Source organism: Quisquiliibacterium transsilvanicum (assembly GCF_014202215.1).
GTDB lineage: Bacteria > Pseudomonadota > Gammaproteobacteria > Burkholderiales > Burkholderiaceae_E > Quisquiliibacterium > Quisquiliibacterium transsilvanicum.
The window spans coordinates 641,846-664,591 of record NZ_JACHGB010000002.1; the positions used below are offsets into that span (position 1 = coordinate 641,846).

Sequence of the window (22,746 nt, forward strand, 5' to 3'; positions counted from 1 at the left end):
CGCCGCGGCGCGCCGCAGTCTCGCGGGGAAGCGCAGCTTCCCCGTTTTCTTTGGGGCCGGCCGATGTCCCGGGTGAGCGCTGTGCGGGCCGGGTCTGCGACGCAGTCTCCGACGTCGTCCGTCGCGCCAGCCCCGGCGCCGGCCGCCATCGCGCCCGCCGGCCAGCGCTTCGCGCTGCGCGTAGCCTACGACGGCGCCTCTTTCCCCGGCTGGCAGACCCAACCCTCGGGCGCAGCCATCCAGGACCTGCTCGAGCGCGCGCTGTCCTCGATCGCCGGCGAGCGGATCGCCACCGTGTGCGCCGGCCGCACCGATGCCGGCGTGCATGCGCTGGGGCAGGTGGTGCACTTCGAGACCCGCGTGAACCGCTCGACATCGGCCTGGGTGCGCGGAGTCAACGCGCTGCTGCCGGCGCAGGTGGCCGCGCAGGAGGTGCGTGAAGTGGACGAGGGCTTCCATGCGCGCTACGGCGCCCTCCGGCGCGCCTACAGCTACCTGCTCTACCGCAGCCCGACGCGCCACCCGCTGTACGCCGGGCGCGCGGGCTGGTCCTTCCGGCCGCTGGATGTCGACCGCATGCGCGAGGCCGCCGCGGCGCTGGTCGGCGAGCACGATTTTTCCGCGTTCCGCTCCTCGCAGTGCCAGGCCCGCTCCCCGGTGCGCCGGCTCGACCGCCTGGAGATCCGCGAGTCCGGCCCGCTGGTGGTCTTCGAGCTCGAGGCGAACGCTTTCCTGCACCACATGGTGCGCAACCTCGTCGGTGCGCTGGTCTGGATCGGCGTCGGGCGACGGCCGGCGGACTGGACTGGCGAGCTGCTGGCCGCCCGCGACCGGCGGCTCGCGGCCCCGACCTTCGCCCCCGACGGGCTCTATCTCGCTGGCGTCGAGTACCCGGCGCGCTACGACATCGGGTCGTGGCCACCGACAAGCCCGCCGCTGGCCAAGGCCTGAAACGATGAGAACCCGGATCAAGTTCTGCGGCCTGGTCAGGCCCGAGGACGTAGACGCGGCGGTCGCGCTGGGCGCGGACGCCGTCGGCTTCGTCTTCTACGCGCGCAGCCCGCGCCACGTCGATCCCGAGGCGGCGCGCGCGCTGCGCCGCCGGCTGCCGTCCTGGGTGGGCGCGGTCGGGCTGTTCGTCAACGAGGCCCCCGACAAGGTTTCGGCGACGGCCGCGCAGGTGGGCCTCGACGTGCTGCAGTTCCACGGCGACGAGACCCCGGAGGACTGCGCGCGTGCCTGCGCCGGGCACCTGCCGTACTGGCGGGCCGTGCGCATGCGCGGACCCGGCGATTTGCTAGAATCGGCGGATCGTTTCGGGGCGGCCGAAGCGCTGCTGCTCGACGCATACAGCGAGGCCTACGGCGGTACCGGAAAGCGTTTCGACTGGTCCTGGATCCCGCCCGGCTTCGATCGGCCGCTGATCCTGTCGGGTGGCCTGGGTCCGGAGTCCGTCGGCGAGGCGATCACCAGCGTCCGGCCCGCCTGGGTGGACGTCTCCAGCGGCATCCAGGGGACCGACCCGAGAACCAAGGACAAGGCATTGATGGAGCAGTTCGTGGCGGCCGTCGTGGCCGCCGACGCCAGCCTGCTCATCGCGAGGAACGCAATCCACCCATGAAGCCCTACGACCTTCCGGATGCCCGCGGGCATTTCGGTCCCTACGGCGGCATCTTCGTCTCCGAGACCCTGGTGCATGCGCTCGAAGAGCTCAGGCAGGCCTACGCGCACTACCGCACGGACCCCGAGTTCATCGCCGAGTTCAACGACGAACTCGCCCACTTCGTCGGCCGCCCCAGCCCCATCTACCACGCCAGGCGCTGGTCGGAGATGCTCGGCGGCGCGCAGATCTACTTCAAGCGCGAAGACCTCAACCACACCGGCGCGCACAAGATCAACAACACCATCGGCCAGGCGCTGCTCGCGCGCCGCATGGGCAAGCCGCGGGTGATCGCCGAGACCGGCGCCGGCCAGCACGGCGTGGCCACCGCCACCGTGGCGGCGCGCTACGGAATGAAGTGCGTGGTCTACATGGGCTCCGAGGACGTCGCCCGCCAGGCGCAGAACGTCTACCGGATGCGCCTGCTGGGCGCCGAGGTGGTGCCGGTTGAGTCGGGTTCGAAGACGCTGAAGGACGCGCTCAACGAGGCGATGCGCGACTGGGTCACCAACGTCGAGGACACCTTCTACATCATCGGCACCGTGGCGGGCCCGCACCCCTACCCGATGATGGTGCGCGACTTCCAGTCGGTGATCGGCGAGGAGTGCAAGCTGCAGATGCCCGAAATGACCGGGCGCCAGCCGGATTGCATCGTCGCCTGCGTCGGCGGAGGCTCCAATGCGATCGGCATCTTCCACCCCTACATCGACGTCGCCGGCGTCAGGCTGATCGGCGTCGAAGCCGCGGGCGACGGCCTGGATACCGGCCGCCACTCCGCCTCGCTGCTCAAGGGAACGCCGGGCGTGCTGCACGGCAACCGCACCTACCTGCTGCAGGACGAGAACGGGCAGGTGGCGGACACCCATTCCGTATCGGCCGGCCTCGACTATCCCGGCGTCGGACCTGAGCACGCCTGGCTCAAGGACATCGGCCGGGCCGAGTACGTGGCCGTCGACGACTCGGAGGCGCTCAAGGCCTTCCACGACTGCTGCCGCATCGAAGGCATCATCCCCGCGCTCGAATCCAGCCATGCGATCGCCTATGCCGCGAAGCTGGCGCCGACGCTGGCCAAGGACCGCATCGTGCTGGTGAACCTCTCCGGCCGCGGCGACAAGGACATGCACACCGTCGCGCAGCGCGCAGGGCTGGACTTCTGATGTCGCGCATCGCTGCTTCCTTCGCGCGGCTCGCCGCCGCGCACCGCAAGGCCCTCATTCCCTACGTCACCGCCGGCCATCCGGGCCGCGAGATCACCGTGCCGCTGATGCATGCGATGGTGGCCTCGGGCGCGGATGCGATCGAGCTCGGCGTGCCGTTCTCCGACCCGATGGCCGACGGCCCCGTCATCCAGCGCGCCAACGAGGCGGCGCTGGCGCGCGGCATCGGCCTGCGCGACGTGCTGGCGATGGTGCGCGAGTTCCGCCACACCGACGACGTGACGCCGGTGGTGCTGATGGGCTACGCCAACCCGATCGAACGCATGGGCGTGAGCCTCTTTCTCGACGAGGCGCTCAGCGCAGGGGTCGACGGACTCATCGTGGTCGACTATCCGCCCGAAGAGTCCGAGGACTTCACTGCGGCCGCTCGCGCCCGCGGCATCGACATGGTGTTCCTGCTGGCGCCCACCTCGGGCGACGATCGCATCGAGCAGGTCGCGCGGCTGGCGTCGGGCTACGTCTACTACGTGTCGCTCAAGGGAATCACCGGGGCAGGCAACGTCGACACCGTCGAGGTCGCGCAGCGCGTCGACCGCATCAAGCGCAGCACCACGCTGCCGGTCGGGGTGGGCTTCGGCATCCGCGACGCGGCTACCGCCAAGGCGATCGCCACCCACGCCGACGCAGTGATCATCGGGTCGCGCATGATCCAGCTCCTGGAGGACGGCGAGCCCGCGGGCGCGCCGGCCCGCGCAGCCGCCTTCATCGCCGAAGTGCGCGCCGCCCTGGACGAACTCAAACCCGCCGCGGTCGCCGCGACCATCTGACCTAGGATTCCTCATGACCTGGCTCGACAAGCTGCTGCCCCCGCGCATCAAGCGCTCGAACGCGGGCGGCAGGAGGGTGCCCGAAGGGCTGTGGGTGAAGTGCCCGTCCTGCGACGAGGTGCTGTACGGCGCCGACCTCGAGAGCAACCTGCACGTCTGTCCGAAGTGCGGCCACCATCTTCGCCTGCGCGCCCGCAAGCGCATCGACACGCTGCTCGACGCCGAGGGCAGGTACGAGATCGGCCAGGAGGTGCTGCCGGTCGACGCGCTCAAGTTCAAGGACAGCCGCAAGTACTCCGACCGCCTGCAGGAGGCGCTCGAGGACACCGAGGAGACCGATGCGCTGATCGTGATGGGCGGCGCCATCCGCACCATCCCGGTGGTGGTGGCGGCCTTCGAGTTCGAGTTCATGGGCGGCTCGATGGGTTCGGTGGTCGGCGAGCGCTTCGCGCGCGGCGTGCAGGCCGCGATCGAGCAGAAGGTTCCCTTCGTGACCTTGGCCGCCTCGGGCGGCGCGCGGATGCAGGAGGGCGTGCTGTCGCTGATGCAGATGGCCAAGACCACCGCGATGCTCACGCGCCTGTCCGAGAAGAAACTGCCGTACATCTCGGTGCTGACCGATCCCACGATGGGCGGCGTGTCCGCCAGCTTCTGCTTCCTGGGCGACGTGGTCATCGCCGAGCCCAAGGCGCTGATCGGCTTCGCCGGTCCGCGCGTCATCGAGCAGACCGTGCGCGAGAAGCTCCCCGAGGGTTTCCAGCGCGCCGAGTTCCTGCTCGAGAAGGGCGCGATCGACATGATCGTCGACCGCCGGCAGCTTCGCGAAGAGATCGCGCGCCTGCTCGCGCTGCTGCTGCGCCAGCCCAGCGACGCAGTCGCGTGAGCCAGCCGCCGCTGTCCGCCTCGCCGGCTGTCACGCTGCCCACCTCGCCGCCCGTGACGCTGGCCGACTGGCTCGCCTGGATCGAGAGGCTTCATCCGCGCAACATCGAGCTCGGCCTGGAGCGCGTGCGCGCGGTGGCCGATCGCCTGGAACTGCGCCTGCCGTGCACCGTCATCACGGTAGCCGGCACCAACGGCAAGGGCTCCACCTGCGCGATGCTCGAGGCCATCCTGCTGCACGCAGGCTACCGGGTGGCGCTCTACACCTCGCCGCACCTGGTCCACTTCAACGAGCGGGCCCGGCTGGACGGCGCGCCGGCGACCGACGCGCAGTTGCTGCCGCACTTCGAGGCGGTGGAGCATGCGCGCGGCGACACCGCGCTCACCTATTTCGAGTTCACCACGCTGGCCATCCTGCGGCTGTTCGCGCAGGCCGCGCCGGACGTGGCCATCCTCGAGGTGGGCCTGGGCGGCCGGCTCGACGCAGTCAACGTCGTCGACGCGGACTGCGCGATCGTCACCTGCATCGACATCGACCACACCGATTTCCTCGGTGACACCCGCGAGAAGATCGGCTGGGAAAAGGCGCACGTGTTCCGCACCGGCCGCCCGGCGATCTGCAGCGACCCGGTTCCGCCGACCTCGCTGGTCGAATACGCCCGGGAAATCGACGCCGACCTCTGGCTGTTCGGACGTGACTTCAACTACTCCGGCGACCGCCAGCAGTGGTCCTACGGCGGGCGCGGACAGCGCCGCAGCAGCCTTGCCTACCCGGCGCTGCGCGGCGCCAACCAGCTGCTGAACGCATCCGGCGTGCTGGCCGCGCTCGAAGCCCTGCGCGAGCGGCTGCCGGTGTCGCAGCAGGCGGTGCGCCAGGGCTTCGCCACGGTGGAGCTGCCGGGGCGCTTCCAGGTACTGCCCGGGCGCCCGCCGGTGGTGCTGGACGTCGCGCACAACCCGCACGCCGCGGCGCATCTTGCCAACAACCTCGACGGCATGGGCCCGTCGCGCACCACCTGGGGCGTGTTCGGTGCGATGGCCGACAAGGACATCGAGGCGATGGTCGGGCACCTGAAGAGCCGGATCCAGAACTGGCTGCTCGTCGACCTGCCAGGCGAGCGCGCCGCGAGCGCGGAAACGCTTGTGCAGCGGCTTGCGGCTGCCGGCGTGAGCGCGGCCGGAGATCGTCTCGTGGAGACGTACCCGACGCCCCGCGATGCGCTGGCCTCGGCCCGGGAACGGGCGGGTCAGGATGATAGAATCGTGGTCTTCGGTTCCTTCCTGACCGTGGCTGACGTGCTCGACTCGCGCCGCAGCCGCGGCTGATCCAACAGGCTCCCGCACCCACTCCCATATGGCCACGCGCAACTCGTCCGCCGGGAAGAACGGCGCCCTCGACCCCGCGTTGCCCCAGAAGAAGCGAGCCCGTCGCCGCCTCGTCGGTGCGGCGGCCGTCTGCCTGCTGGCCGCGATCCTGCTTCCCATCATCCTCGACTCCGAGCCGCGCCATGCGCGCGAAGATGTCCAGGTGCGCATTCCGTCGCGGGACACCCCGCTGCGCGACGCCGAGGACGGGGCAGTGCAGGGCGTGATCGGCGGCGCAGCGCGCGCCGGGCAGGGCGCCACGGCGCGCGGCCAGGACGAGGATGCAGCGGGCGAGCCGATGCCGGATCCCGAGGCGGAGGCCGGCGTTGACGCTGCGGCCGGCGCGAGCCCGGCGGCTGGTGCTGCTTCCGCGGGCGCTGCTTCCTCGGGCGCAGCCTCCGCGGGCGCAACCTCCAGCGCCGCTGCCGGCGCGACCGGCGCCTCGCGCACTGGCGCGTCTCCTGCCCCCTCCAAAGCCCCTGCCAAGACGCCGCCCGCCGGGCTGGACGCCGGGGCGACGAAGTCCGCCGTCGCAGCCGCAGCCGCCGGTGCTCCGCCTTCGCTGTCCGTGCCGGCACAGGAGCCGAAGCTGGAAGCGCGGCCCGAGTTGCGTCCCGCCGACAACCGCACCGGCTTCGTGCTGCAGGCGGGCGCCTTCGCCAGCGAGAAGAGCGCGGCCGAGCAGCAGGCGCGCGTGAGCAAGGCGGGGCTCAAGGCATACACGGAAAAAATCAGCACCAGCCAGGGCCCGCGGATCCGGGTGCGCGTCGGGCCGTTTGCCAGCCGCGACGCTGCCGACAAGGCGCGGACCGCTCTGAAGGCCGCGGGCGTGGAGTCTGCGCTGATCGCGCCCTGACGCCCGATGACCGGGCTATCACTGTCTTCCCTCACCGCCTGGGACTGGTTCGTCCTGATCGTGTTCCTGCTGTCGATCGTCCTGGGCATCTGGCGCGGGCTGGTGCGCACGGTATTCGGACTGGCCGCGTGGATTGCCGCGGTGATCGGGGCGCCGATGCTGTCGCCGCCGGTCATCGAGGCTACCCGGATGGAAGCGCAGCCCTGGGTCGTGATCGTGCTGCTGTTCGTCGCCATCCTGGTGGCGGTCAAACTGCTTGGCGGGCTGACCGCCAGCCTGCTCGGAAAGATCGGCCTGGGCGGGGCCGATCGCGGGCTGGGCGGCGCACTTGGCGCCGCGCGCGCGCTCCTGCTCATCCTCATCGCCGCGATTGCTGCACGTTCGCTCGAATTGGACCAGACTTCGGCATGGCGGGACGCGCTTTCGCGCCCGCTGCTCGAGGCGCTGGTCGACTGGGTCGAACCGCACCTGCCGCAACGCGGCGGCGATTTTCGCCAAACCTGAAAGCGAGAGCTCCGATGTGTGGAATCCTGGGAGTCGTCTCCCGCGGTCCGGTCAACCAGCTGCTCTATGACGGGCTGCTGCTGCTGCAGCACCGCGGGCAGGACGCGGCTGGCATCGCCACCGCGATGGGCAAATCTTTCTACATGCACAAGGCCAACGGCCTGGTGCGCGACGTGTTCCGCACGCGGAACATGCGCTCGCTGCCCGGCCATAGCGGCATCGGCCACGTGCGCTATCCCACCGCGGGGTCGGCGGCCAATTCCGAGGAGGCGCAACCCTTCTACGTGAACGCGCCCTTCGGGATCACCTTCGCGCACAACGGCAACCTGACCAACTCGCGCCAGCTCGGCGAGGAGCTGTTCTCGCGCGACCTTCGCCACATCAACACCGACTCCGACTCGGAGGTCCTGCTCAACGTGCTGGCCCACGAGCTGCAGGAAGCCGCGGTTGGCGTGAGCCTGGATCCGGACGCAATTTTCCGCGCGGTGGCCGCCGTGCATCGCCGGGCGCGTGGCGCCTATGCCTGCGTCGCCGAGATCGCCGGCTATGGCCTGCTGGCCTTCCGCGACCCGTACGGCATCCGGCCGCTGTGCTACGGCGTCAACGAGACCGACGACGGCGTCGAGCATCTGGTGTCCTCGGAGTCGGTGGTGCTCGAAGGCCTGGGCTTCCGGCTGGTGCGCGACGTGGCGCCGGGCGAGGCGGTGTTCATCGACCTCGACGGCAACTTCCACTCGCGCCAGTGCGCGCCCGGCGCGTCGCTGAACCCCTGCATCTTCGAGTACGTGTACTTCGCGCGGCCGGATGCGCTGATCGACGGTGCCTCGGTCTACGACGCGCGCCTGCGCATGGGCGAATACCTCGCCGAGAAGATCGCGCGAGAGCTGCGGCTGGGCGATATCGACGTGGTCATGCCCATCCCCGACACCTCGCGCCCCTCCGCGATGCAGCTCGCCATGAAGCTGAACCTCCAGTATCGCGAGGGCTTCCTGAAGAATCGCTACGTGGGCCGGACCTTCATCATGCCGGGGCAGGCCGTACGCAAGAAGTCGGTGCGCCAGAAGCTTAACGCGATGAGCGTCGAGTTCAAGGGCAAGAACGTGCTGCTCGTTGACGATTCCATCGTGCGCGGCACCACCTCGCACGAGATCGTGCAGATGGCGCGCGACTCCGGCGCCAACAAGGTCTACTTCGCCTCGGCCTCGCCGCCGGTACGCTTCCCGAACGTGTACGGCATCGACATGCCCACGCGGCGCGAGCTGATCGCCAGCGGCCGCAGCGACGACGAGATCCGGCTGTCGATCGGCGCGGACGCGCTGGTCTACCAGGACATCGACGCGATGATGCGCTCGGTCACCGACGTGAACCCGGCGCTCACCCGCTTCGAGGCCTCCTGCTTCAATGGCATCTACGTCACCGGCGACGTCACGCCGGAGTACCTGGATCGGATCGAGAACGCGCGCAACGAGGCGCCCAAGCCCCAGCAGGGCGAGGACGAGCCGGTGCGCAACCAGATGAACCTGCAGTTTTCGACCGCTGCCGACTGAGCGGCAGCGCGGCCCGGATGCCCCGGGCGGCGTGCCGCGCCCCCGGGACGCGGCGCGGCCGGGCCGGCGCGAACGCGAGACCCCATGAACGAACACGACCTTCCCCACGACCCGCTCGCCGATCTCGGCTTCGAGACGCGCGCGGTGCGCGCAGGCATCGAGCGCACCCAGTTCGGCGAGCACGCCGAGCCGCTCTTCCTCACCTCCAGCTTCGTCTTCACGAGCGCCGCGCAGGCGGCTGCGCGCTTCAGCGGTGACGAGGAGGGCTTCGTCTACTCGCGCTTCTCCAATCCCACGGTGCGCACCTTCCAGGACCGGCTCGCCTCGCTCGAGGGCGCGCAGGCCTGCCTGGCAACCGCGTCGGGGATGTCCGCGATCCTCGCGGTGGTGATGGGCGTGGTGAAGGGCGGCGAACACATCGTGTCCTCGGCCGGCGTGTTCGGCGCCACGGCGCAGCTCTTCAACATGTTCGGGCGCTACGGCGTACAGACCACCTACGTGCCGCTGACCGACGCGGCGGCGTGGGAGGCGGCGGTGCGGCCCGAAACGAAGATGTTCTACCTGGAGACGCCCTCCAATCCGCTGACCGAGATCGCGGACCTGGATGCGATCTCCGCCGTGGCCAGGCGCCACGGCATCCTGCTGGTGGTGGACAACTGCTTCTCGACGCCTGCGCTGCAGCAGCCGCTGTCGCAGGGCGCCGACGTGGTCGTCCACTCGGCCACCAAGTACATCGACGGCCAGGGCCGCGTGCTGGGCGGCGCGGTGCTGGGCAGCCAGAAATTCATCGACGAATGCGTGCTGCCGGTGCTGCGCACCGCCGGCCCAACGCTGTCCGCATTCAACGCCTGGGTGCTCCTCAAGGGCCTGGAGACGCTGTCGGTGCGCATGGAGAAGCAGTGCGCCAATGCGCTTGAAGTGGCGCGCTGGCTGGAGGCGCAGCCGGGCGTTGCGCGCGTGTTCTACCCGGGGCTGGAGTCGCATCCGCAGCATGCGCTGGCCAGGAGACAGCAGAGCGCGGGCGGCGCCATCGTCGCCTTCGAGCTGAAGGGCGCGGACGACGCCAGCGCGCGCGCGGCCGCCTGGCGCGTGATCGACGGCTGCCGCGTGCTGTCGATCACCGGCAACCTGGGCGACGTGAAGAGCACGATCACGCATCCGGCTAGCACTACCCACCACCGCATCGGCCCGGAGGCGCGCCGCGCCGCGGGCGTGGGCGAAGGCCTGCTGCGTCTGGCGGTGGGCCTCGAGAACCCGGCCGACATCTGCGCGGACCTCGGGCGCGGGCTCGCCGCCTGATGGAACGCGGGCCGGGGCGCCGCCCCGGCCTGGCCGGTTAGGATGAAGAAGTCGGGGGCATGCGGACCTCCGGCCACCCAGCCCACGGAGGAGACAGGAATGGATTTCGCGCTCAGCGCCGACCAGCAGGCCATCATTGAAGCGGTGGAGCAGCTGTGCAAGCCCTTCGACGCCGACTACTGGCTGCGCAAGGACACCGAAGGCGGCTTCCCCGCGGATTTCCACCGCGCGATGGCCGACGCCGGCTGGCTGGGCGTGGCGATGCCCGAACGTTTCGGCGGCTCGGGGTTGGGAATCACCGAGGCAGCGCTGGTGATGCACACGGTGTCGGCCTCCGGCGCGGGGCTTTCGGGCGCCTCCGCGGTGCACATGAACATCTTCGGCCTGCATCCGGTGGTGATGCACGGCAACGACGAGCAGCGCGAGCGCTGGCTGCCGCCGCTGATCCAGGGGCGCGAGCGCGCCTGCTTCGCGGTGACCGAGCCGAACACCGGTCTGAACACGCTGAAGCTCAAGACCTTCGCCGCCCGCAAGGGCGACCACTACGTGGTCAACGGCCAGAAGGTGTGGATCTCCACCGCGCAGGTGGCCGAGAAGGTGCTGCTGCTGGCGCGCACCACGCCGGTGGAGGAGGTGCGCAAGCCCACCGAGGGCCTGAGCCTCTTCTACACGGACCTGGACCGCAAGCACGTGGAGGTGCGCGAAATCGCCAAAATGGGCCGCAAGGCGGTGGACTCCAACCAGGTGTTCATCGACAACCTGGTGGTGCCCGCGGCCGACCGCATCGGCGAGGAGGGCAAGGGCTTCGAGTACATCCTGCACGGGATGAACCCGGAGCGCATCCTGATCGCCGCCGAGGCCGTGGGCCTGGGCCGCGCGGCGCTCAAGCGCGCGGCGACCTACGCCAACGAACGCATCGTGTTCGAGCGACCGATCGGCAAGAACCAGGCGATCCAGCACCCGCTGGCGCGCTGCTGGATGGAGCTGGAGGCCGCCTGGCTGATGGTGATGAAGGCCGCGTGGATGCACGACCGCGGCGAGCAGTGCGGCGCCGAGGCCAACACCGCCAAGTACCTGGCCGCCGAGGCGGGCTATCGCGCCTGCGAGACCGCGGTGATGACTCACGGCGGCATGGGCTACGCCCGCGAGTACCACGTGGAGCGCTACCTGCGCGAAAGCCTGATCCCGCGCATCGCCCCGGTGAGCCGCGAGCTGGTGCTCAGCTTCGTGGCCGAGAAGGTGCTGGGGCTGCCGAAGTCGTACTGAGTTCACGGCCGCCTCCTCAGCGGAAGTCGCGGCTGCGCAGCGTCAGCCGCCCCAGCAGCGCGGTGTGGTCCACCACCCGGCGCGCGAGCAGGTGCATCACCTCGCCGCCGGTTTCCTCGTCGCGCTGCCACACCCCGTAGACCGTCATCAGCCGCGCGGCCAGCACTTCCTTGCGGTAGCGCTCGAAGAGATCGGGCCAGACGATCACGTTGACCGTGCCGGTCTCGTCCTCCAGCGTCACGAAGAGCGTGCCCTTGGCGGTCTCCGGCCGTTGCCGGTGCGTGACCAGCCCGCTGGCGCGCGCCAGCCGGCCATTCGGGTAGTCGCGCAGCACCGCCGCCGGCTGCACACGGAAGCGCCCGAGCATCGGTCGCAGCAGCGCCAGCGGATGCCGTCCCATCGGGATGCCCACCGACGCATAGTCGGCCACGATCTCCTCGCCCTCGGTGGGCGGCGCAAGCACCACCGGCGCCTCGTCGAAGCCGGCCTCGTGCAGCAGCGCCGGCATCGGCGCGATGGCCGCAGCCTCCCAGTGCGCCGCGGCCCGGTGCCCGGCCAGCGGCGCCAGCGCGCCGGCCTGGGCCAGCGCCTGCAGGTGATGGCGCTCCAGGCGCGCCGCGCGGGCCAGGTCCTCCACGCTGTCGAAAGCGAACGACTGCGCGCCGGTGTCGCAGGCGAAGGCCTGCGCACCGACGTCGCTGCGCGCGCCGGGTCGGGCCGCCCGGGCCTCGCGCGCCTCCACCAGCCGCTGCGCGGCGTCCGACGCCAGGCCGCGCACCATGTTCAGGCCCAGGCGCACCGCGGGCTGGGCGCGGGGGTCGATGGCGTTCTGGAAGAAGGCAGCCCCTGGCGTCACCGGGGCGGACGACGGCGCCTTCGGCGGCGCCTCCTCCTCCAGAGAACACTCCAGCCCGCTGGCCAGGACGTCCACCCCGCGCACCTCCACTCCGTGCGCGCGCGCATCGCGCACCAGCTGCGCGGGCGCGTAGAAGCCCATCGGCTGGCTGTTGAGCATCGCGGCCAGGAAGGCCGCGGGCTCGTGCCGCTTGAGCCAGCTGCTCACGTAGACCAGCAGCGCGAAGCTGGCCGCGTGCGACTCCGGGAAGCCGTACTCGCCGAAGCCCTGGATCTGCCGGAAGATGGCCTGCGCGAACTCCTGCGTGTAGCCGCGCGCGAGCATGCCGTCGATCAGCCGCTGCTCGAACTTCTCCAGTCCGCCCTTGCGCCGCCACGCGGCCATCGCACGGCGCAGCGCATCGGCCTCGCCGGCGGAGAAACCGGCAGCGAGCATCGCGATCTGCATCACCTGCTCCTGGAAGATCGGCACGCCCAGCGTGCGCTCCAGCGCCGGGCGGATCTCGTCGCGCGGATAGTCCACCGGCTCCAGCCCCTGGCGGCGGCGCAGGTAGGGATGGACCATGCCGCCCTGGATGGGGCCGGGGCGGACGATGGCCACCTCCACCACCAGGTCGTAGAAGGTGCGGGGTTTGAGGCGCGGCAGCATGCTCATCTGCGCGCGCGACTCGATCTGGAACACGCCCACGGTGTCGGCGCGGCAGATCATCTCGTAGGTGGCGGGATCCTCGGCCGGGATGTCCTGCATCCGGAAGGGGTGCGCCACGCCGTGTGCATCGATGCCGTGGTGGGCACCGGTGCGCCGTTCGGTCACGAACTCCAGCGTGCGGCGGATGGCGCTCAGCATGCCCAGCGCCAGCACGTCCACCTTCAGCAGCCCCAGCGCGTCCAGGTCGTCCTTGTCCCACTCGATGACGCTGCGCCCGGCCATGGCTGCGTTCTCCACCGGCACCAGCCGCGTGAGCTTGTCGCGCGCGATGACGAAGCCGCCGCTGTGCTGCGACAGGTGGCGCGGGAAACTCAGCAGCGTATTGGTGAGCCCCACCCACTGCCGCACCACCGGGGACTCGGGATCGAAGCCGGACTCGGCCAGGCGCTCCGCGAGCACCTGCCGGCCATCCCACCACTGCTGGGTCTTGGACACCTGGTCGAGCCGCTGGGAATCGATCCCGAGCGCCCGTCCCACGTCGCGCAGCGCCGAGCGCGGCCGGTAGGTGATGACGTTGGCGGTGAGCGCCGCACGGTGCCGGCCGTACTTGCGATAGAGGTACTGCATCACCTCCTCGCGCCGCTGGTGCTCGAAGTCGACGTCGATGTCCGGCGGCTCGTTGCGCTCGCGGCTGATGAAACGCTCGAAGAGCACGCTCATCCGGGAAGGGTCCACCTCGGTGATGCCCAGGCAGTAGCAGACCGCCGAGTTGGCCGCCGAGCCCCGGCCCTGGCACAGGATGCCCTGGCCGCGCGCGAAGGCCACGATGTCGGCCACCGTGAGGAAGTAGGGCTCGTAGCGCAGCTCGGAGATCAGGGCCAGCTCGTGCTCGATCTGCTCGCGCACCCTGCCGGGCATCCCGCCCGGATAGCGCACGGCCACGCCGTCATAGGTGAGCTTGCGCAGCCAGGAGGCGGGCGTCTCGCCTGCGGGGACGATTTCCTCCGGATACTCGTAGCGCAGCTCGTCCAGAGAGAAGCCGCAGTGCGCGGCCACCTCGAGCGTCTCCTCCAGGAGATCGGCCGGATAGAGCTGGCCCAGCCGCAGCCGGCTGCGCAGGTGCTGCTCCGCGTTGGGCTGCATCGCGTAGCCGAGCTCGCGCACCGGCGTGCGCAGCCGGATGGCGGTGAGGGTGTCCTGCAGGCGCTTGCGCGAGCGCAGGTGGAAGTGAACGTCGCCCGCGGCCACCAGCGGCAGCCCGGTGGCGCGCGAGACCTCGCGCAGGTGCTCGAGCAGCGGCATGTCGTGCCCGCGCGCCAGCAGCTCCACCGCGATCCAGCAACGGCCCTCGAAACGCTCGCGCAGGAAGCGCGCCTGCGCGAGAAGCGCCGCACGGGCCGCTACGCCGCCGTGGGTGGCGGCCACGGCGGGCGAGGGCACCAGCAGGGCCAGGCAGTCGTCGATGCCAGGCTCGAGGTCTTCGCGCGGCAGGCGGTAGCTGCCCTTGTCGGCGCGCATGCGGGCCGTGGTGATCAGCTCGGAGAGGTTGCCGTAGCCGTTGCGGTTGCGGGCCAGCAGCACCAGGCGGGCAGGGGAAGCCGGTGAGGCGTCGGCGGTCGGTGCAGCGCCGGCACGGGCGCCCCGCTTTGCGGGCGCGGTTCCGTCACTCGTTGCCACCGGGCCGGTGGCAGGAAAAACCTCGTGCAGCGAGAACTCCGAGCCCACGATCAGCGGCAGGCCGGCCTCGCGCGCCGCCAGGTGGGCACGTACGATGCCGGCGAGCGAGCACTCGTCGGTGATGGCCAGCGCGGCGTAACCGAGTGACTTGGCGCGCTCCACCAGTTCCTCCGCGTGCGACGCGCCGCGCAGGAAGGTGAAGTTGCTCACGCAGTGGAGTTCGGCGTAGGGGGAGAGCATGGCGGGGGCTCAGGCAGCAGCGGGCATGCGGTCGAGCGGGCTCGCCACCGTACCCGCCGCGATGCGAAGCACGTGCGTGTAGATCATCGTGGTGCTCACGTCGGCGTGGCCGAGCAGCTCCTGAACCGTGCGGATGTCGGTGCCGCCTTGCAGCAGGTGCGTGGCGAAGGAGTGGCGCAGCGTGTGCACCGAGGCGATGCGATCGACCCCCGCCGCCAGCAGGGCGCGCTTCAGTTGACGCTGGACGGCCTGCTCGTGCATGTGGTGCCGGCGGATGACGCCGCTGCGCGGGTCACGCGAGCAATGATCGGCGGCGAACACCCAGTGCCAACTCCAGGAGCTGCCGCCGTTCGGGTACTTGCGGGCGAGCGCGTTGGGCATCTCCACACCGGGACGGTTCAGGGCGCGGTCCTGCTCCCAGAACGCGCGGGAGCGCGCGCATTGCTGGCGCATCTCCGCCAGCAGCGACTGCGGAAGCATGGTGACGCGATCCTTCCCGCCCTTGCCGTCGCGCACCACGATCACCCGGCGTGCGAAATCCACGTCCTTGACGCGCAGGCGCATCGCCTCCATCAGCCTCATGCCGGTGCCGTACAGCAGGCGGCAGATCAGGGCCGGCTCGCCCTGCATGAGGTCGAGCGCACGACGTACCTCGTCCACCGTTAGCACGGACGGGATCCGTTTGCGGATCGCGGGCCGCTCGATCTGCGTCATCCAAGGCAGGTCCTCGCCGAGCACCTCGCGGTAGAGGAAGAGCAGGGCGCACAGGGCCTGCTTGTGGGTGGACGCAGAGACCTTCCGCTCATTGACGAGGGCGTTCAGGAAGCGCCCCACATCAGGGCCGCCGAGCGTTCGCGGATGGCGACGGTCATGAAAGCGCACATAGGCACGGATCCAGTGAACGTAGGCCTCCTCGGTACGCAGGCTGTAGTGCAGGTACCGGATGCGTTCGCGCACCCGGTCCAGCAGGCGCGGGGCGCCCGGGGCCGGGAGGGCGTGCGGAGCGGGTTCTTGAATACTGTACATAACAACAGTATCCGAATCCGGGCACCGCTCGGCAAGTCGGGCGCATGGATTAGGACGACCGTGGGGCGGGCCGGGGGGAGGACGGTGGCCTGGGCCGTCCGAAGCGGCAGCCGAGTTGGATGGCTGGGTGCGGCCGGCGTTAGCTGGCGGTAGGCGCCGCGAACCGGCCCAGGGCGCCGCATTCGGCACGCCGCTCGTCAGCGGTTAGATCCGGGGCGCCGAGTTAGCCGCTAGACTTGACCAGCGAAATACAAGTTAGCCCCCCTGGAAACCGTATATGGAACCCTCGATCTCAGAGCGGCTCGCAATCGAAGAGTTCAACCAGTTGCATCAGCACATGCGCCAGCGAGAAGAGGCCATGAACCAATTGCTCAATGTAAGCGTAACTGGCTCGACAACCATCCTTGCGGCCGTGGCTGCATATGCCTTTCAGCTATCCATAGCTGTTCCAAGCAAGCTTGAGGTCTATCACTGCTATTTATTTCTTGCAGTCATGCCTGTGCTTGTGTTTGGGCTTGCCATGCTCGCTGCCCATCGCAGCGATATCTATCGAATGGGCTACTACCTCAATGTATTCTTCGAGGAAAGATGGGGTGGAGCTGAGTGGGGTGTCAGATCGTTTCGCTTTCGCGAGCTGATGAAAGGAGAATCACAGGACCCGGTCGCGCTGGTGTTCTGGTCACTATTTGCGGCCGCATCCTCCCTCTTTCTTTTTTGCCTCTCGCTCACGAACTCGCTTGCTTGGCCCCACGCCATAGCGTTACTTCCTTTCGCATTTGCCCTCGCGGTTCAACATCGAAGCTTCAGAAAAGATCGCCGCCCAATGAAGGCAGTCTGGCAGGCGGTCCTTGCCGAACAGGGGCTCGCCTTGAAAGCTAACAAGTCCTTGCAGTTGCCGCCTGACGGCCCAGTTGAAGTCAAACGTTAGGCAATTCATGGATCCAGTTCAATTAATCTCCTCCGATAGCGCAATCGATGAGCGCAGCAAGCGCCTTGCCGTACTAATCGATGCCGACAACGCTCAGCCGGCCGTGATCGAAGGGTTGCTGGAGGAAGTCGCTCGCTTCGGAGAAGCGGCTGTCCGGCGGATATATGGCGACTTCACGTCGGCAGCCAGTGCCTCGTGGAAGAAATTTCTGAACAGGCACTCTATCAAGCCGGTACAGCAGTTCGCGTACACGACCGGCAAGAATGCCACCGACAGCACCATGATCATCGACGCTATGGACTTGCTCTATACGCGAAGATTTGATGGCTTCTGCCTCGTGACAAGCGATAGCGATTTCACCGGCCTAGCTGTTCGGCTTCGGGAGGAAGGTGTGCTTGTCTACGGTTTCGGCGAGCAGAAGACGCCAGAGGCATTCCGCAATGCGTGCCACAAGTTCATCTTTACCGAGGTGCTGCGCGAACACGCGCCTTCTCCTGAACCCGCTGTCGTTTCTCCCGGCAATCAGCCGGCCGCGCTTTCGGAGCAGAAGGTAGAAGTACAAGGACTGGAACTCGCTCGGCCACCGTTCCCCGAGAAGTTCCTGATGGAAGCTCTCGATCGATCAGTGGACGATGCTGGTTGGTCTCACTTGGGGACCTTTGGGAGCTACCTTCAGAAGGTGCAGCCGGATTTTGATTCCCGCATGTATGGGTTTAAGAAGCTTTCTGATCTTGTCCGCGGACGGAGCGATCTCTTTGAGGTCGAGGAGAGAGAGGCGCCGAATGGAAACAACAGGGTTCTCTATGTTCGGGCTAGAAAGCGTACCTAACCTATTGCTCCAACGGACGCTTGATCCGTCCGCGTGCCCGCTTCCGCGGGCGCCCGGCCGCATCAAACGCCGCTGAGCGCCGACGTTAGGCACTGAAATTGATGGAACGCGGAGTCTTCAAACTTAGAGCGCACGACGAACCGCTAGGGTTTGAGTCCAACCATGGGCGCTACTTTAGATATGCAATACAACTGCTGCCCGCGTTGGAGACAAAATGCCGGGAGGTTCTCGATGCTTGGCCGGTTCCACGCGACGAGCCTGTCCGTGATGCGGCCGAAAAATTTCCAGACCTGCATGCCATGGTCGATGAGCGCGATCGCCTGTCTGACTCGGTTCGGGTTTATGCATCCATGGCGGCTGAGGGCTTCCTCAATTGGTATGGCGTTCTTCGGCTTACCGAGGCAATCTTCAACGAGAACTTCGAGCGCCTAGCGCTGGTGCCTAAGGCGAAAACTCTGCTGCTCGTCTGCGATAATTTGATTATTGCGGGAGACGATCCATTGATTTTGGCATTGAACCGAGTTGCACAGAGCCGAAATGCACTAGTGCATCCGAAGGCTCGCGAGATTTCCGATATTGCCGCTGGCACCCCGCGTCCTCACTCGCGAGTACCTGACACGGCGCGCTCTGCGGTCTCAGATATGGAGGCATTCTTTGCGGAGTTTGTCGCAGCTGTGCCGGATGCGCGCACCCTTGTTCCCAGGCGTAGAGTTGGCGCCTAACCTATTGCTCCAACGGACGCTTGACCCGTCCGCGCGCCCGCCGCCGCGGTCGCACGGGCGCGTCAAGCGCCGCTGAGCGTTGACGTTAGAGCTCTCTCGATTAGCGAACAAAATGAAGCGACTCATAATCATCGCCGTAATCGGCTACTTCGCCTGGCACGGATATGCGAAGAACCAATCCATGGTTGACGCGGATGAGGAGGCCGTCGATGGCGCCGAGGCTGCTGTCGCGATTTCTCATCGTTTTTCGCAGTCGAGCCCTGCGAGCGCAGTGCGGTTCAGTTGCGATGGTCGAACGTACTGTTCACAAATGACGTCTTGCGCAGAGGCAACGTACTTCCTCAAGAATTGCCCGGGAACGAAGATGGACGGTAACCGCGACGGTGTCCCATGCGAGCAGCAGTGGTGCGGGTGATACTCCACCCCCGCGTGGCTCGCGTCTCCGCTCTAACTCGTCGTTGCAGCGGACCGCTGAACGCGGCCACTGAACTCAAGCGTTAGACGAAAGGCGACCGAGCGGTGAGCCTGTCAGCGATCATGCCAATAACCAGGTCGGCGCCGCTGGTGTGCCACCGCCAGCACGATCACATCCAGGCCGTTCAGTTCGTAGTGCACGGTGAAGGGGAAATGGCGAAGTACGTAGCGCCGCAAGTTCTCTTCGTCGGCCGGCAACATGTCGGCCGAGTCAGCAAGTTTGTCTATCGCGCTGAGCACTTCGGTTCGGAAGGCGTCGGCCGCGATCGCACTACGCTCGGCGTACCAGACAAAAGCCTCGCGGATCTCGGCCTCTGCCTGTGGCAGAACGCCGATCGTGAATCGACTCACAGGGCGCTTAAGCGTCCACGGGCCTCAGCCCAGGGGACTGGCTTCAAAGCCCCGCTCTTCAGGGCCTGCCTGCGCTGCCGAATCTCGTCGCGCCACGCAGCCGAGATCGAGGCGTCCGTACTGCCTTCCAGGGTGTCGAGTAGCGCCACCACCAAGGCGGAGCGTTCGTCCGCCGGCAGTTCCAGAGCTTCTGTCAGGATGTGGTCTACCCACGCATTCATAGCGGCAGTGTACGCCGGGCGGCCATCGCCGGCGAGCCCTCCCGAGGCGCAAGCAGCGTCTAACCAGTTGCTCCAACGGACGCTTGACCCGTCCGCACGCCCGCTGGCGCGGTCGCACGGCCGCGTCAAGCGCCGCTGAGCGCTGACGTTAGACGCCATTCAATCGAGAGTCTGCTATGCCAATGCCGAATCAAGTCCAGTACACCAATGTCACGTTGGTCGATGTGCAACTGGCGTCTGCCTACTACCCTCTGTTAATCGATCTCGCAAAGCACAAGCATTGCCTTACGTATGGCGAGCTTGTGGAGCGGGCACGAAAGGAGTACCCGGATCGCCCCGTAGTACAGAAGGCCATCGCTGTCTCCACAGGCCGCCGCCTGGACGTGGTTCGCATGTTTACAACTGAGCGCGAGCTTCCGGACCTGACTTCTTTAATTATCAATAAGGGCTCGGGTGAATGTGGAATTGGGTTCACCCGCAGCTTTGATCCAAAGGCTGCACGAGAAGAAGTCTTCTCGTTCGACTGGAGCGCCGTGACGACTGACTTCGATGGCTTCGTGAAGCACACCGAAACCGTGATCGCACCGCGCAAGCCCGTCAAGGAGGCGAAGGCGCTTGAACTCATGGCTGCTCACTATCAGCTGCATAAGGCGAGTCTGCCGCCATCGATCCGCGAAAGTCGTGATCAAGTAGTCGAGCTCATCATGGAAGGCTTCAACCCTGAGGAGGCTTTTGCGCTGGCTCAGCAAAATAACGCCTAACTCGTTCATCGAGAGGACGTCACCCGGCAAGCCGGGCGCCGCCTCTCATGTCAGGCGTTAGACGACTAAGGAAACATAAGTGGCGATTCCTGACTTTCAATCTATCATGCGGCCGTTGCTGGAACATCTTGCCGATGGCGAGATTCGACGGAATCGCGAAACCAATGAATATCTCGCCCAGCACTTCGAATTGACCGAGGATGAATTGGCCGAAATGCTGCCGAGTGGATACGCCAGATTATTCGATAACCGAATTGGATGGGCCAAAAGTCACCTGAAAGGCGCTGGCCTCATTGAGGCCCCAAGCCGCGCCAAATATCGCATTAAACAACGTGGCCTTGACGCGTTGGCGCAAGACCAGCCGATAAACATGGCGTATCTGCGGCAATTCGACGAGTACAAGGAGTTTCAGTCAGGTTCCAAGTCAGAGAAGTCGGATGCGTCATCGGCTACCGCGACTTCCGTCGAAACCGACAGCCTCACACCGTCTGAGCACATCGAGTTCGGGTACCAGCAGGTTCGTGAAGAGCTCGAAGAAGAGCTCATTTCCAAAATCAAATCAGCATCCCCCGCATTCTTCGAGCGACTTGTCGTCGAACTCCTCGTGTCGATGGGCTATGGCGGTTCGAGGAAGGATGCCGGTCAGACTCTCGGCAAGTCTGGTGATGGTGGTATCGATGGGGTAATAAAAGAAGACCGGCTTGGTCTGGATGTCATTTACCTCCAGGCGAAACGTTGGGATGGCACGGTTGGGCGGCCAGAAATTCAGAAGTTCGCCGGCGCACTTCAAGGCCAGAGGGCCAAAAAGGGAATTTTCCTGACCACCTCCAACTTCAGCTCTGAAGCAATTGAGTACGCTTCTTTCATTGATTCGCGCATCGTCCTAATCGATGGTGAGCAACTTGCGGGGTTGATGATTGATGCCGGGGTCGGAGTTACTAAGGTTGCAACGTATGAGGTCAAACGGCTGGATTCCGACTACTTCGAGGAGTAGTCGTATAACAATTCGTTGCAGCGGACGTTTGACCCGCCGCCCATTTTGCTGCCGCAAAACGGTCGTCTCCTCAAACGCCGCTGAACTCTGGCGTTAGAGGCAATTCACGAATTGGCTCACCCGAAAGTCGGAGCGATGAAGTTGCGCCGTAGCGATTCACAGCCGAGCAGGGTAAAAGTCGCGCGGGGCATTTCCGCCGCCGCGAAGCGCCGCAGTCTCTGTCAATTCGGGTGCGAATCGGGAGGGCCGCCAGCGCGCGGTTGGCCGGCGCGGGGCTGGGTCCGGCGGATCACCTGCGATGAACGGAGCGGGCCTGGATCCGGGGCGCCTCTAACACATAGGTGGAGCGGACCGGCCGGAGATACCGCCGCGCACGTTTCTTCGAGCGGGCCGGCCGCTCACCATAGACGTTAGCCTGCAGAATGAGCGATCGACGAATTCACAGCATGTGGCACATGATCGCCATTCGAGATGGCGGCCATGTTCTCGCCGTTTTCCAGAACAACTTCGCGGACCTAGTTGAAAAGCTCCTGCCGGACCTAGATACCTTCGAGCGCATCAGTTTTAAGATGGCGGTCTCAATGTCCACCGTCGGGACAAGAGCCCATGCAGCGAAAGTCCCTGAGTGGGAGCAGAAGTTCATCGCGCGACTTAGGCAGCGGATGGCCGAGGTCGGACACCTGCTAACGTTTGATCTCTCGGGCGATGAGGTTCCGAAGTATCTCCCGGACTTGTTGGAGGGATACCGCGGCAACCATCTGGATATTTTCGCATTCGCAGTGGACGAACTCCATGGATCTGATGCTGCGGTGCTGACGATCGAGGTATTCGACTCTCCGAGCTTCTTGCAGCGGCTCACGAAGGCTGTTCGGGCGCCGATTCAAAAGTTCGTGATTCCCGTGCGAGATATCAAGCGGATCGTCGGCACGTCCATGCAAATGGAGTTGAGTACGCGAACGGGAGTTCTCCGCCTCACCCGGAAAGGGTCGGTGACCCAGGGAGGCGCGCATGCAGGCTAACAGGTCGTTCGGGACGGATACGCAACTGCATGGCGCCGCGAGGCCCGAAGGTGATCATAGGCCACGCGGCGCCATGCAGTTGCGCGCCGCTCAACTCCAACGTTAGGCATCACAACACCCCGTCGTGACACAGCGAAAGTACCTAGTACGTTTATCCCACGACTGGAACGTATTTCTGGTTGCAATCTGGCACACTCCACCCACCTACGAAACGATATGCGCCGTCGGCGCATATCGCTTTTTATAGCCACTAGATTGGAAAGTAACAAATGAAGAATGCACAACTAGCTTTCACCGCTTTGCTTCTTTTGTGGTCTGCCGCCACTCTTTCATCGCCTCTCGTTCAGCAATGGCGCGGCACAGGTGTCGACGCGGATAAGGTTTTTTGCAAGTATGGCGATGGGCAAACAGTGGTCGTTTCCGGCAACCAGAATTGCCCCTTGTCAAATTGAGCTTCACCGGACAAGCGTTCCCGGAGTCAGTCCTAACCCTTTGCGCTGCGCGCATTCCGCAGAGCCTTCAATGCAAGTCTTCTTTCCTAGGGAAGGTCTGCAAAATCGACCCGCGATCAGCTTGTCCGGGACCCGTGTTGCGAGCGACGATGTGAGCCATGAAGCAAGCTGACCTTGGACTGAAC

General features: G+C 66.5%; 23 protein-coding genes. 19 read left to right on the top strand and 4 right to left on the bottom strand.

Going from position 1 to position 22,746, the window contains the following annotated elements; translation table 11 throughout:
• The first annotated feature begins 147 nt into the window (after positions 1 to 147).
• The 11 genes from truA (at position 148) to HNQ70_RS06425 (ending at position 11,363) form a co-directional block, all read left to right on the top strand.
• The gene (truA, locus tag HNQ70_RS06375; RefSeq protein ID WP_343060670.1) at positions 148 to 951 is read left to right on the top strand and encodes a tRNA pseudouridine(38-40) synthase TruA; all 804 of its coding nucleotides are present in this window, start codon (positions 148 to 150) and stop codon (positions 949 to 951) included.
• A 4-nt stretch (positions 952 to 955) separates the two neighbouring features.
• Positions 956 to 1,621 carry a phosphoribosylanthranilate isomerase gene (locus tag HNQ70_RS06380; RefSeq protein WP_183965384.1) on the top strand — a complete coding sequence of 222 codons (666 nt, stop codon included), beginning with the start codon at positions 956 to 958 and terminating at the stop codon, positions 1,619 to 1,621.
• Positions 1,618 to 2,817, top strand: a complete 1,200-nt coding sequence (gene trpB, locus HNQ70_RS06385; protein ID WP_183965386.1) for a tryptophan synthase subunit beta — start codon at positions 1,618 to 1,620, stop codon at positions 2,815 to 2,817. Before HNQ70_RS06380 ends, trpB begins: the two co-directional genes overlap by 4 nt.
• Positions 2,817 to 3,644 carry a tryptophan synthase subunit alpha gene (trpA, locus tag HNQ70_RS06390; RefSeq protein ID WP_183965388.1) on the top strand — a complete coding sequence of 276 codons (828 nt, stop codon included), beginning with the start codon at positions 2,817 to 2,819 and terminating at the stop codon, positions 3,642 to 3,644. The genes trpB and trpA overlap by 1 nt, the downstream gene beginning before the upstream one ends.
• A 13-nt stretch (positions 3,645 to 3,657) precedes the next feature.
• Positions 3,658 to 4,527, top strand: coding sequence for an acetyl-CoA carboxylase, carboxyltransferase subunit beta (gene accD / locus HNQ70_RS06395; protein ID WP_183965390.1), 870 nt, complete (start codon positions 3,658 to 3,660; stop codon positions 4,525 to 4,527).
• Positions 4,524 to 5,852 carry a bifunctional tetrahydrofolate synthase/dihydrofolate synthase gene (folC, locus tag HNQ70_RS06400; protein ID WP_343060666.1) on the top strand — a complete coding sequence of 443 codons (1,329 nt, stop codon included), beginning with the start codon at positions 4,524 to 4,526 and terminating at the stop codon, positions 5,850 to 5,852. The genes accD and folC overlap by 4 nt, the downstream gene beginning before the upstream one ends.
• A gap of 79 nt (positions 5,853 to 5,931) precedes the next feature.
• Positions 5,932 to 6,747 (top strand): SPOR domain-containing protein, encoded by an 816-nt coding sequence (locus tag HNQ70_RS06405; RefSeq protein WP_183965392.1) that lies wholly within the window; start codon positions 5,932 to 5,934, stop codon positions 6,745 to 6,747.
• A gap of 6 nt (positions 6,748 to 6,753) precedes the next feature.
• A complete protein-coding gene (locus HNQ70_RS06410; protein WP_281381486.1) occupies positions 6,754 to 7,251 on the top strand; it encodes a CvpA family protein in 498 nt (165 codons plus the stop codon).
• 14 nt (positions 7,252 to 7,265) lie between these two features.
• Positions 7,266 to 8,798 carry an amidophosphoribosyltransferase gene (purF, locus tag HNQ70_RS06415; RefSeq protein ID WP_183965396.1) on the top strand — a complete coding sequence of 511 codons (1,533 nt, stop codon included), beginning with the start codon at positions 7,266 to 7,268 and terminating at the stop codon, positions 8,796 to 8,798.
• An 84-nt stretch (positions 8,799 to 8,882) separates the two neighbouring features.
• A complete protein-coding gene (locus HNQ70_RS06420) occupies positions 8,883 to 10,097 on the top strand; it encodes an O-succinylhomoserine sulfhydrylase (RefSeq protein WP_183965398.1) in 1,215 nt (404 codons plus the stop codon).
• A gap of 99 nt (positions 10,098 to 10,196) precedes the next feature.
• On the top strand, positions 10,197 to 11,363 hold the full coding sequence (locus HNQ70_RS06425; RefSeq protein WP_183965400.1) for an acyl-CoA dehydrogenase family protein: 1,167 nt from the start codon (positions 10,197 to 10,199) through the stop codon (positions 11,361 to 11,363).
• 16 nt (positions 11,364 to 11,379) lie between these two features.
• Here HNQ70_RS06425 and HNQ70_RS06430 read toward each other — a convergent pair whose 3' ends face one another.
• A complete protein-coding gene (locus tag HNQ70_RS06430) occupies positions 11,380 to 14,784 on the bottom strand; it encodes an error-prone DNA polymerase (RefSeq protein WP_183965402.1) in 3,405 nt (1,134 codons plus the stop codon).
• A gap of 9 nt (positions 14,785 to 14,793) precedes the next feature.
• On the bottom strand, positions 14,794 to 15,810 hold the full coding sequence (locus tag HNQ70_RS06435) for an integron integrase (RefSeq protein WP_183965404.1): 1,017 nt from the start codon (positions 15,808 to 15,810) through the stop codon (positions 14,794 to 14,796).
• Positions 15,811 to 16,087: 277 nt separating this feature from the next.
• Here HNQ70_RS06435 and HNQ70_RS06440 point away from each other — a divergent pair, with 277 nt between their 5' ends.
• The 4 genes from HNQ70_RS06440 to HNQ70_RS20360 all read left to right on the top strand — a co-directional run bounded on the left by HNQ70_RS06440 (position 16,088) and on the right by HNQ70_RS20360 (position 18,704).
• Positions 16,088 to 16,738: a hypothetical protein gene (locus HNQ70_RS06440; RefSeq protein ID WP_183965406.1), complete on the top strand. Its 651-nt coding sequence runs from the start codon at positions 16,088 to 16,090 to the stop codon at positions 16,736 to 16,738.
• Positions 16,739 to 16,745: 7 nt separating this feature from the next.
• A complete protein-coding gene (locus HNQ70_RS06445; protein ID WP_183965408.1) occupies positions 16,746 to 17,567 on the top strand; it encodes an NYN domain-containing protein in 822 nt (273 codons plus the stop codon).
• 101 nt (positions 17,568 to 17,668) lie between these two features.
• Positions 17,669 to 18,289, top strand: coding sequence for a hypothetical protein (locus tag HNQ70_RS06450; protein WP_183965410.1), 621 nt, complete (start codon positions 17,669 to 17,671; stop codon positions 18,287 to 18,289).
• A gap of 181 nt (positions 18,290 to 18,470) precedes the next feature.
• Positions 18,471 to 18,704 (top strand): excalibur calcium-binding domain-containing protein, encoded by a 234-nt coding sequence (locus tag HNQ70_RS20360; protein WP_221302695.1) that lies wholly within the window; start codon positions 18,471 to 18,473, stop codon positions 18,702 to 18,704.
• A 113-nt stretch (positions 18,705 to 18,817) separates the two neighbouring features.
• Here the strand turns inward: HNQ70_RS20360 and HNQ70_RS06460 are convergent, their stop codons facing one another.
• Both HNQ70_RS06460 and HNQ70_RS20610 read right to left on the bottom strand, forming a co-directional pair.
• On the bottom strand, positions 18,818 to 19,114 hold the full coding sequence (locus HNQ70_RS06460) for a type II toxin-antitoxin system RelE/ParE family toxin (RefSeq protein ID WP_183965414.1): 297 nt from the start codon (positions 19,112 to 19,114) through the stop codon (positions 18,818 to 18,820).
• Entirely contained in the window at positions 19,111 to 19,494 is a 384-nt protein-coding gene (locus HNQ70_RS20610) for an addiction module protein (protein ID WP_425504336.1), read from the bottom strand. Before HNQ70_RS20610 ends, HNQ70_RS06460 begins: the two co-directional genes overlap by 4 nt.
• Before the next feature lie 23 nt (positions 19,495 to 19,517).
• Here HNQ70_RS20610 and HNQ70_RS06470 point away from each other — a divergent pair, with 23 nt between their 5' ends.
• The 4 genes from HNQ70_RS06470 (at position 19,518) to HNQ70_RS06485 (ending at position 22,561) form a co-directional block, all read left to right on the top strand.
• Positions 19,518 to 20,096, top strand: a complete 579-nt coding sequence (locus tag HNQ70_RS06470) for a hypothetical protein (protein ID WP_183965418.1) — start codon at positions 19,518 to 19,520, stop codon at positions 20,094 to 20,096.
• Between the two features lie 79 nt (positions 20,097 to 20,175).
• Entirely contained in the window at positions 20,176 to 21,090 is a 915-nt protein-coding gene (locus HNQ70_RS06475) for a restriction endonuclease (RefSeq protein ID WP_183965420.1), read from the top strand.
• A 446-nt stretch (positions 21,091 to 21,536) separates the two neighbouring features.
• Entirely contained in the window at positions 21,537 to 22,109 is a 573-nt protein-coding gene (locus HNQ70_RS06480; RefSeq protein WP_183965422.1) for a hypothetical protein, read from the top strand.
• Positions 22,110 to 22,378: 269 nt separating this feature from the next.
• Positions 22,379 to 22,561 (top strand): hypothetical protein, encoded by a 183-nt coding sequence (locus HNQ70_RS06485; protein ID WP_183965424.1) that lies wholly within the window; start codon positions 22,379 to 22,381, stop codon positions 22,559 to 22,561.
• Positions 22,562 to 22,746: the final 185 nt, after the last annotated feature.